Source organism: Bradyrhizobium sp. JR3.5 (genome assembly GCF_054057015.1).
In genome coordinates, this window is record NZ_JBSRYV010000001.1 from 1,979,680 (window position 1) to 1,991,799 (window position 12,120).

The 12,120-nt window shown below is 65.6% G+C and carries 6 protein-coding genes and 3 pseudogenes; 6 read left to right on the top strand and 3 right to left on the bottom strand.

Annotated elements, in window-relative coordinates; genetic code table 11:
* The first annotated feature begins 19 nt into the window (after window positions 1-19).
* A pseudogene (locus ACVWW1_RS09945) lies at window positions 20-1,179 on the top strand (IS110 family RNA-guided transposase).
* Between the two features lie 576 nt (window positions 1,180-1,755).
* Here ACVWW1_RS09945 and ACVWW1_RS09950 read toward each other — a convergent pair.
* The 3 genes from ACVWW1_RS09950 to ACVWW1_RS09960 form a co-directional block, all read right to left on the bottom strand.
* Window positions 1,756-2,142 carry a BA14K family protein gene (locus tag ACVWW1_RS09950; RefSeq protein ID WP_092114492.1) on the bottom strand — a complete coding sequence of 129 codons (387 nt, stop codon included), beginning with the start codon at window positions 2,140-2,142 and terminating at the stop codon, window positions 1,756-1,758.
* Between the two features lie 172 nt (window positions 2,143-2,314).
* Window positions 2,315-2,914, bottom strand: coding sequence for a CinA family protein (locus tag ACVWW1_RS09955; protein WP_456655644.1), 600 nt, complete (start codon window positions 2,912-2,914; stop codon window positions 2,315-2,317).
* Between the two features lies 1 nt (window position 2,915).
* The gene (locus ACVWW1_RS09960; protein ID WP_456655645.1) at window positions 2,916-4,127 is read right to left on the bottom strand and encodes a bifunctional 2-C-methyl-D-erythritol 4-phosphate cytidylyltransferase/2-C-methyl-D-erythritol 2,4-cyclodiphosphate synthase; all 1,212 of its coding nucleotides are present in this window, start codon (window positions 4,125-4,127) and stop codon (window positions 2,916-2,918) included.
* Between the two features lie 333 nt (window positions 4,128-4,460).
* Between ACVWW1_RS09960 and dusB the strand changes: the two are divergent.
* The 5 genes and pseudogenes from dusB to ntrX all read left to right on the top strand — a co-directional run bounded on the left by dusB (window position 4,461) and on the right by ntrX (window position 12,063).
* Window positions 4,461-5,415, top strand: a pseudogene (dusB, locus tag ACVWW1_RS09965) (tRNA dihydrouridine synthase DusB).
* Window positions 5,412-6,587: a two-component system sensor histidine kinase NtrB gene (locus ACVWW1_RS09970; protein ID WP_176531356.1), complete on the top strand. Its 1,176-nt coding sequence runs from the start codon at window positions 5,412-5,414 to the stop codon at window positions 6,585-6,587. Before dusB ends, ACVWW1_RS09970 begins: the two are co-directional and overlap by 4 nt.
* A gap of 9 nt (window positions 6,588-6,596) precedes the next feature.
* A pseudogene (ntrC, locus tag ACVWW1_RS09975) lies at window positions 6,597-8,040 on the top strand (nitrogen regulation protein NR(I)).
* A 178-nt stretch (window positions 8,041-8,218) separates the two neighbouring features.
* Window positions 8,219-10,675: an ATP-binding protein gene (locus ACVWW1_RS09980; protein ID WP_456655646.1), complete on the top strand. Its 2,457-nt coding sequence runs from the start codon at window positions 8,219-8,221 to the stop codon at window positions 10,673-10,675.
* Window positions 10,676-10,692: 17 nt separating this feature from the next.
* Window positions 10,693-12,063 carry a nitrogen assimilation response regulator NtrX gene (gene ntrX / locus ACVWW1_RS09985; RefSeq protein WP_028331957.1) on the top strand — a complete coding sequence of 457 codons (1,371 nt, stop codon included), beginning with the start codon at window positions 10,693-10,695 and terminating at the stop codon, window positions 12,061-12,063.
* The last annotated feature ends 57 nt before the right edge of the window (window positions 12,064-12,120 follow it).

The following is a 12,120-nucleotide window of genomic DNA, read 5'->3' on the forward strand; positions in this document are numbered from 1 at the left end:
ATTCAACCTGGAGACGACGATGTTGCTCGATCATCCTTCCGACAAACTGGCCGCTATCCGCACTCAGTTTGGCGCAATTTTCGCGTCATTGGAACTGAGCCGTTCGACTTGGCTGGTCACCTCGCTTTCGCCGGGCAAAGGCGAGAAGATGTCCAAACACAGCGTGGTGGCCGGCGATCTTGCGGAACTGCTGAAGCTGTTCGCGGAGCTGAAGCGCAAGGCGCAGGCGCGCACGGGCGAGAGTTATCCGATCATCACCATCCAGGAGGCGGGGCTGGATGGGTTCTGGCTTCACCGGGCCCTGCAGCAGGAAGGCATTGAGAGCCATGTGGTGGATCCGGCCTCGATTGCGACGCCGCGCCGGCGCCAGCGAGCCAAGACGGACAGGCTGGATGGGGAGACACTGTTGCGGACGCTTCTGGCCTACAAGCGCGGCGAGCCTCGGGTCTGCGCCATGGTTGTTGCTCCCTCTCCCGAAGAGGAGGATCGCCGCCGGCTGTGCCGCGAACGGAGGACATTGATCGCGGAGCGGGTCGAGCATGTGAACCGGATCAAGGGTCTTCTGTTCGCGCAAGGGATATCGGGTTATGCGCCGTTGCGGCGGGATCGACGGAAGCGGCTGGAGGCCTTGCGGACTGGAGACGGGCGCGCATTACTGCCGCATCTGAAGGCGCAGATCGACCGTGAGCTCGACCGGCTCGAACTGCTGCTGGAGCAGATTGCGGCGGTGGAGCGCGAGCAGGATGCGTTGCTGGCCGCGAGCAAGCCGTCGGGCGGGAAGGCTGCATCGACCCCGGTTGCGATGCTGCTCGGTCTGAAGAGTTTGGGCTCGAACTTCGCTGCCGTTCTGTGGTCGGAAGCCTTCTGGCGGCAGTTCGCCAACCGCCGTCAGGTCGCATCTTATGTCGGACTTGCGCCGACGCCCTGGCGCAGTGGTGGGATCGAGCGCGAGCAAGGCGTGTCGAAAGCCGGCAATCCGCGCCTGAGAACCACGATGATCCAGCTCGCTTGGCTCTGGGTGCGCCACCAGCCGCAATCGGCGCTGACCCAATGGTTCAAGGCGCAGTGCGGCCGCAAGCGCGCGCGATCGTGGCGCTGGCCCGCAAGCTGCTCGTGGCACTGTGGAAATACGTGACCGCCGGCGTCGTGATCGAGGGGGCCGAGATGAAGGCCGCCTGATGCGTGGCTTCCTGCAAGCTTAAAACCAATCTGCCGAGGTTGATCAGCCTCGGCCGATCCGGGCGGACGAACCGATGGATTGCATGGCTTCAAACGCCGCAACGAAGAATGGTCCCGTCCTCTCGAGCCTGCCCGCCGCAAGCGGAATGTTGGTGCAGTCGCCACCGAGCGACGACCGAATGTGAGTTTGATCTGGCATGCAAACCAGATTGCCCGAACTGGCTCGACCCTTGGATCGCCGAACATAGGAGGAGTTCACGCCGCACTTCCCGACCCGACGAGCCTGAAGGCGTGCTCGCTCAGCTCAAGACCAAGCCGCTTCGCGGCGGCCCTGCCGGGCCGGTCTTGACCTGATCTGCGCGCGCCTTCCAAACCGGCCCATGGTCGGGACGAAGAGCTGGCCCGAAAATCGAACAAAGAGCTGACCATAAATCTTGACACACCAAATCCCCATGTGAGCAATCCACAGCACCGCATACGCAGAAAGATGGATTGCTTCGTCGCTGTCGCTCCTCGCAATGACGGGGAGGGAGAAGGGGCATCGTCGCCTTCAGCGGTATGCCCCTTTGCGCTTCGTTACGGGCAGGAACGCCGCACGCCGCCCGACGCGATGTAGGTGCCCGAAGCCGGGTCGTAGGAGCGGAAACGCTGGGAGCAATAGGCGTCGTTGTTGGCCTTGGCCTGGCTCGCCGCGATGGCGCCGCCGATGATCGCGCCGGCTGCAAGCCCGCCGATGATCGCCGCGCCGTTTCCACCACCGCCATGGCGATGACCGTAGTAGCCACCGCGGTAACCGTGACGCGGGCCGCCATGCCAGTGACGATACTGCACGTGCTCGACGGAGGTCGGCCGGTCCTGCAACCGCGCGGGCGCGAGCGGTGCGGCGAACGAGGGGGCAATAGTCGACAGCGTCATGGCGCCTGAGGTGATTGCGGCCACGACCAAAGTTCCCAACTTCATCATTTCTCCTTGTTGTGGGATTTTGCTGCTTGGACAAACAATTCAAACAGCAGAGTTGGAACAATAGAAAACGGCGAAGCGACCTCGCAGTTCCACCTGAGATAGGCGGCACTGGGTCGCAGTTGACACAGGGGTGTGAGGAGATTGGCCTTCGCGCGATTCGACTTGCGTAGGCCTATCCGCGTGGCGGCCGCCGGCGTTTCGCGGCGTGGCTTCGCGGCGAACGGGCCACGCGCGGCCGTAATCGGCTGGTAGCCTCGCGGCGCGGCTTTGCGGCCTGCGGCGGGCGTGCAAGCTCCATCAGCATGCGCAGCGCCTCGACCACCGAGCGCTGCCGCACCGTGCTGCGGCCGATCGCGCCAAATCGCTGCTCACGGTGAAGGATGCGGCCGTCGCGCGCGGCGACGGCGAAGTGCACCAGCCCGACCGGTTTGCCCGGCGTCGCGCCGCCGGGGCCCGCGATCCCGGTGATCGAGACCGCAAGGTCGACGCCGGCCTTTTCCAGTGCGCCGATCGCCATCGCGGTCGCGGTTTCCTTGCTCACCGCGCCGAACGTCTCCAGTGTCGCCGCCTTGACGCCGAGCATCACCCGCTTGGCCTCGTTCGAATAGGTGACGAAGCCACGATCGATCACGTCGGAAGAGCCGGGGATGTCGGTGAGCGCGCCGGCGACCAGACCGCCGGTGCAGGACTCGGCGGTCGCGATGGTCAGCTTGCGCATCCGGCACAGGTCGAGCAGCGCGCGGGAGAGGGCACGAGCGTCGCTGCCGCCCATGTCAGGCACCCCAGCCTTTTTCGTCCCAACCTTTGTCGTCCCAGGGCAAACGGACCGTGGCGCTTGCGGTTGCTGCAATGCCTTCCTCACGGCCGGTGAAGCCGAGCCGCTCGCTGGTGGTGGCCTTGACCGCCACGCGCGAGATGTGAACGCCGGAGATCTCCGCGATCTTCGCCCGCATGGTATCACGCAGCGGCCCGATCTTCGGCCGCTCGCAGATCAGCGTCACCTCGAGATTGGCGATCCGGCCACCGCGCGCGGTGACGCGCTCGACGGCGTATTTCAGGAACTGGTCGGAGGAGGCACCTTTCCACTTGGCGTCGCTCGGCGGGAAATGCGAGCCGATGTCGCCGTCGGCCAGCGCGCCGAGGATCGCGTCGACCAGCGCATGCAGCCCGACATCGCCGTCGGAATGGGCCAGGAATCCTTTGCTGTGCGGCACGCGCACACCGCAGATCATGACATGGTCGCCGTCGCCAAAGGCGTGCACGTCGTAGCCGGTGCCGGTCCTGATATCGCCGAGCTGGCTCGCAAGCCGCGCTTCCTCGCGCACGAAATCTTCGGGTGTGGTGAGTTTCATGTTGGCAGCATCGCCTTCAAACGTCGCAACGGTCAATCCCGCCCATTCAGCAAGCGCGGCATCGTCGGTGAAATCGCTGCGGCCCTCGCGGGCGGCACGACGATGCGCCTCCAATATTACGTCGAAACGAAATGCCTGTGGGGTCTGCGCGATCCGCAAGCGGGCGCGCTCCGGCGTCGCCTCGACATCGCCGGTATCACCGGTGACCTTGATTGTGTCGGTGACGGGAATCACGGGGATCGCAGCACCGGTCCGGCCGGCCGCGGCGATCGCGCGCGAGATCACGGCCGCGGTGACGAAGGGGCGCGCGGCATCGTGGATCAGTACGATGTCGGGTTTCTCGCTGGCGAGCGCCTCGAGCCCGGCATGGACCGAGGCCTGCCGGGTCGCGCCGCCCGGCGTCGGCGGTTGGTGGCGGAGGCCTGCGACCGCTTCGTCGAACAGCGCCGCATCATCGGGATTGACCACCGGCTGCACCGCAAGCACGTCGGGGTGTCCGGAGAACGCCTCCATAGCGCGGTAGATCACCGTCTGTCCGCCGATCGTCCGATACTGCTTTGGTCCGCCTGCGCCGGCGCGCAGTCCACGGCCGGCTGCGACAAGGATGGCTGCGGTACGCTCAGGCTTCGACATGTTGAACCAGTGACAGACGAATCGGGGATGAGGGGAGCGGCGGGGACCGCCGCGCACAGCCCTTAGCATGACCGCTGCGCAAAAACAGAGCGTTTGCCAATGACTGTGGGAAAAGCAGATTTTGTTGCAGTGCACTTGCACAGATGCTAGGAATGTCTAAACTGTAGGCATGAGCCTTGACTGCACAAGAATTGTGCGCAGAATAGACGGCGTCAGCTGCAATGGCGTGGCTGACAGAACGACGAGACGGCTGTGACCGGCGTGCAAAGTACTCCTCGTAACCCATTGAAGATAGGCGATATTGCTGTCGCCAACCGGGTTCTCCTCGCGCCCATGTCCGGCATCACCGACGCGCCCTTCCGGCGACTCGCCGCCACTTTGGGCGCCGGGCTGGTGGTCTCCGAGATGACCGCCAGCGACGATCTGGTGAATGGCAAGCCGATGTCGAAGCTGCGTTGTGAGGCAGCCGGGATCGGGCCGCATGTGGTTCAGCTCGCCGGCTGCGAGACCCATTGGATGGCGGAGGGCGCGCGGATCGCCGAGGGCGCCGGCGCCGACATCATCGATATCAACATGGGCTGCCCGGCGCGCCACGTGACCGGCGGCCAGTCAGGCTCGGCCCTGATGCGCGACCTCGACCACGCGGTGACGTTGATCGAGGCGACGCTGTCGGCGGTCAAGGTGCCGGTGACGCTGAAGATGCGACTTGGCTGGGACGATCGCTCGCTCAATGCGCCCGAATTGGCGCGCCGCGCCGAGGCATCAGGCGTGCAGATGATCACCGTGCATGGCCGCACGCGCTGCCAGTTCTACAAGGGCGAGGCGAACTGGAGCGCGGTGCGCGCGGTCAAGGACGCCGTCACGATCCCGGTCGTGGTCAATGGCGACATCACCTCGTTCGACAAGGCGCTCGGCGCGCTGGAGATTTCGGGCGCCGACGCCGTCATGATCGGGCGCCGGCGCGCAGGGGCAGCCCTGGCTGCCCGGCCAGATCGGCCGCCGGCTCGAGACCGGCATCGCCGAGGCTGCGCCGTCGCTTGCCGAGCAGCTCAAGCATGTTCGCGCGCTCTATGACGAGGTCTGCAGCCACTATGGCCTGCGTATCGGGCTCAGGCATGCGCGCAAGCATCTCGGCTGGGCGCTGGAGACTGCTGCGGCCTATAGCTGCGCGCCGGCGGCAACCTTGAAGACCTGGCGGCAGGCGATCCTGACCTCGGAGGAGCCGTCCAGCGTGCATCGCGCACTCGAGGACGCCTACGACGATTTTGCCTGGAGTGCTGCCGCATGACGTCAGCCATGGAATTTCGCCGGCCCGTGCCCACCGACGGCGAGGCCATCCTCAACGCGCTGCCCAATCCGGTGCTGCTGGTCGCACCCGACGGCCGGATCGTCGATGCCAACATCGCCGCCGAGTCCTTCTTCGAGATATCGACCCAGTTCCTGCGCCGGCAGTCGCTGAAGGAGCTGGTGCCGTTCGGCAGCCCGCTGCTGGCGCTGATCGAGCAGGTGCGCGCCAGCGGCTCGCCGGTCAACGAATACAAGGTCGATCTCGGTACGCCGCGGATCGGCGGCGATCGCCAGGTCGATCTCCATGTTGCGCCGCTGACCGAGCGGCCCGGGCATATCGTGGTGATGCTGCAGGAGCGCACCATCGCCGACAAGATGGACCGCCAGCTCACCCATCGCAGCGCGGCGCGCTCGGTGATCGCGCTGGCCGCGATGCTCGCCCATGAGATCAAGAACCCGCTGTCCGGCATCCGCGGCGCCGCCCAGCTCCTGGAGCAACAGGCGTCCTCCGAGGACCGGCTGCTGACGCGGCTGATCTGCGACGAGGCGGACCGCATCGTCACGCTGGTCGACCGCATGGAAGTGTTCGGCGACGACCGTCCGGTGGCGCGCGGCCCGGTCAACATCCATTCGGTGCTCGACCATGTGAAGCGGCTGGCGCAATCCGGCTTCGCCCGCAACGTCCGCTTCATCGAGGACTATGATCCGTCGCTGCCGCCGGTGCTGGCCAATCAGGACCAGCTGATCCAGGTGTTCCTCAATCTCGTGAAGAACGCCGCCGAAGCGGTTGCCGATCTCGGCACCGATGCGGAGATCCACCTCACCACGGCGTTCCGGCCCGGCGTGCGGCTGTCGGTGCCCGGCAAGAAATCGCGGGTCTCGCTGCCGCTGGAATTCTGCGTCAAGGACAATGGTTCAGGCGTGCCGGAAGACCTGTTGCCGAACCTGTTCGATCCCTTCGTCACCACCAAGCAGACCGGCAGCGGGCTCGGCCTCGCGTTGGTCGCCAAGATCGTCGGCGATCACGGCGGCATCATCGAATGCGAGTCGCAGCCGCGCAAGACCACCTTCCGCGTGCTGATGCCGATGTACAGCGCCGCCAAGCAACACGATCACAGCAACCGCGATGACGTTCCGGGTACGTCCTCGCCTGCCTCTCAGGGCGCACGATGAGGAACAACAATGCCTGCAGGTAGCATACTTGTCGCTGACGACGACACCGCCATCCGGACCGTCCTGAACCAGGCGCTGTCGCGCGCCGGCTATGAGGTGCGCCTGACCGGTAACGCCGCCACGCTATGGCGCTGGGTCAGCCAGGGCGAGGGCGATCTCGTCATCACCGACGTGGTGATGCCCGACGAGAACGCGTTCGATCTGCTGCCGCGGATCAAGAAGATGCGGCCGAACCTGCCTGTCATCGTGATGAGTGCGCAGAACACCTTCATGACCGCGATCCGCGCCTCCGAGCGCGGCGCCTACGAATATCTGCCGAAGCCGTTCGACCTGAAGGAGCTGATCACCATCGTCGGCCGCGCGCTGGCCGAGCCGAAGGAACGGGTCTCCAGTTCCGCCGACGACGGCGAGTTCGACTCGATCCCGCTGGTCGGCCGCTCCCCGGCGATGCAGGAGATCTACCGCGTGCTGGCGCGGCTGATGCAGACCGATCTCACCGTGATGATCTCGGGCGAGTCAGGCACCGGCAAGGAGCTGGTCGCCCGCGCGCTGCACGATTACGGCCGGCGCCGCAACGGCCCGTTCGTCGCGGTCAACATGGCGGCGATCCCGCGCGACCTGATCGAATCCGAATTGTTCGGCCATGAGCGCGGCGCCTTCACCGGCGCCAACACCCGCGCCTCCGGCCGCTTCGAGCAGGCCGAGGGCGGCACGCTGTTCCTCGACGAGATCGGCGACATGCCGATGGAGGCGCAGACCCGTCTGCTCCGCGTGCTGCAGCAGGGCGAATACACCACCGTCGGCGGCCGCACGCCGATCAAGACCGACGTGCGCATCGTCGCGGCCTCCAATAAGGATCTGCGCATCCTGATCCAGCAGGGCCTGTTCCGCGAAGATCTGTTCTTCCGCCTCAACGTGGTGCCGCTGCGGCTGCCGCCGCTGCGCGAGCGGATCGAGGATCTGCCCGACCTGATCCGGCACTTCTTCTCGCTCGCCCGAGAAGGACGGTCTGCCGCCGAAGAAGCTCGACGCCCAGGCGCTGGAGCGGCTCAAGCAGCACCGCTGGCCGGGTAACGTCCGCGAGCTGGAAAACCTCGCCCGGCGGCTCGCCGCGCTCTATCCGCAGGACGTCATCACCGCCTCCGTCATCGACGGCGAGCTGGCGCCGCCGGCCGTCACCTCGGGCAGCACCGCGACCGTCGGCGTCGACAATCTCGGCGGTGCCGTGGAGGCCTATCTGTCCTCGCACTTCTCCGGTTTCCCGAACGGCGTGCCGCCGCCGGGCCTCTACCACCGCATCCTGAAGGAGATCGAGATTCCGCTTCTGACCGCCGCGCTGGCGGCGACCCGCGGCAACCAGATCCGGGCCGCCGACCTGCTCGGATTGAACCGCAACACGCTGCGCAAGAAGATCCGCGACCTCGATATCCAGGTCTACCGGAGCGGTGGCTAGGGCTGACGGGGCGGGGCGCGAGCCTCGCCACCGTTTTTGAGTAGTCACAAATGGTTTTGGAGGACACGGCGCCGCACCGCGGTTCGCGCCGCGGAAATGTCGCAATTCGGCAACATTGTGATATGATTGCATCAGTTCGCAATTCCCGCGGGCGATCGCACTCAGCTCAATTGCCGGTATGACCAGCGCAGAGACCACCGCTTCGACGTTACACGCGCCCGCGGCCGAGCCCAATGCAGAGGCGCGGGGCTTCCCACTGCGGCGCTGGCTGGCGCCGTTCGCCGTGGCTATCGCGCTGCTGTCCGCCTTCCTGACCTTCGTGGTGCTGACCGGCCTGACCCCGATCGAGCCGACCTCAGACGTCGTCCGCTCCTTCCTGATGATCAACGCCGCCACGATCCTGCTGCTGGTCGGCATCATCGTCCGGGAAGTCTGGCAGATGGTGCAGGCGAGGCGGCGCGGCCGGGCGGCAGCACGGCTGCACGTGCAGATCGTCGGCCTGTTCTCGGTGATCGCGGTCTTGCCCGCCGTGCTGGTGTCGATCGTCGCCAATGTCACCATCGAGCGCGGCCTCGACCGGCTGTTCTCGGGTCCCACCAAGCAGGTGATCCAGAACTCGCTGACGATCGCCAGCGCCTACATGCAGGAGCACGCGCAGCTCATCAACGGCGACACGCTGGCGATGGCCAACGATCTCGCCCATGCACGTCCGCTCTACGACCAGGATCGCATGACGTTCCTGCAACTCCTGACCGCCGGCGCCGAGGCGCGCAATTTGCCGGTCGCGGTTCTGATGGACAAGGACGGCAAGATCGTCGCCAGCGCGGAAACCGGCGTTCGCTTCAACTATGAAGCGCCGCCACCCGACATCCTCAAGGACATCAACGAGACCGAGCCGAAGATCTCGGTCTTTCCCGAAAACTACGTCGCCTCCGTGGTCCGCCTCCGGGCCTATGACGACATGTTCCTGTATGTGGCGCGTCTGCTCGATCCGGCTGTCGTCGCCCAGCTCAAGCAGACCCAGACCAGTGCCGCCGAATACGCCCAGCTCGAGACCCGCCGGCTGGGCATCCAGGTGGCGTTCGCGCTGATGTTCGCGGTGATCGCGCTGACCATCCTGATGGCTTCGGTGCTGATCGGCCTGAATTTCGCCAACGGGCTGGTGTCGCCGATCCGCCAGCTGATGGGCGCCGCGAGCGAGGTCTCGACCGGCAACCTCAATGTCCAGGTGCCGGTCCACAAATCGGCAAGCGACCTCGCGATGCTCGGTGAAATCTTCAACAAGATGACCCAGGAACTGCGCACCCAGCGCAACGAGCTGGTCGACGCCAGCGAGACCATCGACAGCCGCCGCCGCTTCATCGAGGCGGTGCTGTCATCGGCCAGCGCCGGGATCATCGGGGTCGACGCCTCCGGCACCATCGGCGTCCTCAATCGTTCGGCCGAAAAGCTGATCGGGCACGCCGAGTCGGAGACGCTCGGCCATCCGCTCTCGGACGTGCTGCCCGAGCTCGACGAGATGATGAAGACGGCGCGCGAGGGCACCCAGCGCCTGGTGCAGGGGCAGGTCACCATCCTGCGCGACGGCAATGAGCGCAATCTGTCGGTTCGCGTCTCGGCCGAGCAGACCAGCCAATCCCGCGACAGCTATATCATCACGCTCGACGACATCACCGAGCTGGTCTCCGCGCAGCGCACCTCGGCCTGGGGCGACGTCGCCCGCCGCATCGCCCACGAGATCAAGAACCCGTTGACCCCGATCCAGCTCTCTGCCGAGCGCATTCGCCGCAAGTTCGGCAAGGCCATCACCGAAGAGAAGGACAAATCGATCTTCGAGCAGTGCACCGACACCATCGTGCGCCAGGTCGACGACATCAGGCGCATGGTCGACGAGTTCTCGCGCTTTGCGCGGATGCCCAAGCCCGTGATGGAAGGCGAGGACGTCGCCGACGTGGTGCGCCAGGCGGTGTTCCTGATGAAGGTCGCGCATCCGGATCTCGACATCGAGGCCGACATCAAGCAGTCGCCGCTGCCGGCACAGTTCGACCGCAGGCTGATCTCGCAGGCGCTGACCAACATCATCAAGAACGCGACCGAGGCGATCGAGCAGGTCCCGCGCGAGGAGCTCGGCAAGGGCCGCATCGATGTCGTGGCGCAGCGCGAAGGCGACGACATCCTGATCGATGTCGTCGACAACGGCATCGGCCTGCCCAAGGTCGCCCGTGCGCGCCTGCTCGAGCCCTATGTCACGACGCGTGCGAAGGGCACCGGCCTTGGACTTGCGATCGTCGGTCGCGTTCTGGAGGACCATGGCGGTCGCATCGAGCTCAAGGACGCGTCCGATTTCCGCGAGGGCCAGCGCGGTGCCTGGATGCGGCTGCGCTTTTCCGTCACGGGCCAGGCGGCCAAACCGGAGAGCAAGGAACAAAAGCCGGACGTGAAATCATCCGACCCCGACAGCGAAAAAAATCCGCCGCAAGAGCCGACCAACGGCCCGGCACAGGCGACCAACAATGAACCAAAAATCCAACGACCAATCCAAGAACCCGATCAGCAAGAACCAAATAACCAAGAGCCAAATGCACAAGAGCCAAGAAGCCAACAGCCAAGAATCAAAGCCGCGACGGGCGACTGACAACGCAGGTGTAACCCATGGCAAGTGACATTCTGATTGTCGACGACGAAGCTGACATTCGCGACCTCGTTGCGGGTATCCTGGACGATGAGGGGTTCTCCACGCGCACCGCGCGCGACAGCGATTCGGCGCTTGCCGAGATCGCCAACCGCCGCCCCAACCTGGTCTTCCTCGACATCTGGCTGCAGGGCTCCAAGCTCGACGGCCTGCAACTGCTCGAGCAGATCAAGAAGGACAATGCCGATCTGCCGGTCGTGATGATCTCCGGCCACGGCAACATCGAAACCGCCGTCGCAGCGATCAAGCGCGGCGCCTATGACTTCATCGAGAAGCCGTTCAAGTCTGACCGGCTGATCCTGGTCGCGACCCGCGCGCTGGAGACCTCGCGCCTCAAGCGCGAGGTGAAGGAGCTCAAGCAACTGGCGCCGGCTGCGAGCGTCCTGACCGGCCGCTCGGCCTGCATGAACCAGCTGCGCCAGACCATCGACCGCGCCGCCAAGGCCAACAGCCGCATCCTGATCGTCGGTCCCTCCGGCGCCGGCAAGGAGCTCGCCGCGCGCACGCTGCATCACGCCTCCGGACGCGCCGAGGGGCCGTTCGTGGTGATCAATGCGGCCGCGATCACGCCGGAGCGCATGGAGATCGAGCTGTTCGGCATCGAGGGATCGAACGGCGAGCAGCAGCGCAAGGCCGGCGCGCTCGAGGAAGCGCATGGCGGCACGCTGTTCATCGACGAGATCGCGGACATGCCGCGCGAGACCCAGAACAAGATCCTGCGCGTGCTGGTCGATCAAACCTTCCAGCGCCAGGGCGGTACCGGCAAGGTCCATGTCGACGTCCGCATCATCTCCTCGACCGCGCGCAACCTCGAGGAGGAAATCGCGGCAGGGCGTTTCCGCGAGGATCTCTATCATCGTCTCTCGGTGGTGCCGATCCGCGTGCCGCCACTATCGGAGCGCCGCGAGGACATCCCCGAGCTGATCGACTATTTCATGGACCAGATCTCGGCGGCCACCGGCCTGCCGAAGCGGCAGATCGGACAGGACGCGATGGCCGTGCTGCAATCGCATGTCTGGCCGGGCAACGTCCGCCAGCTCCGCAACAATGTCGAGCGCGTGATGATCCTGGCCGGCGGCGGCCCGGAGGCGATCATTACCGCCGATATGCTGCCGCAGGACGTCGGCTCCATGGTGCCGGCGATGCCGACCTCCAACAATGGCGAGCACATCATGGGCTTGCCGCTGCGCGAGGCGCGTGAGGTGTTCGAGCGCGATTATCTGATCGCCCAGATCAGCCGCTTCTCCGGCAACATCTCGCGCACCGCGGAGTTCGTCGGCATGGAGCGCTCAGCACTGCATCGCAAGCTGAAGGCGCTCGGGGTCGGCTGACGCTCGGGGTCGGCTGAACCCCGATAAGCCTCGGCCGGCAATCGCCGGCGGCTTGGC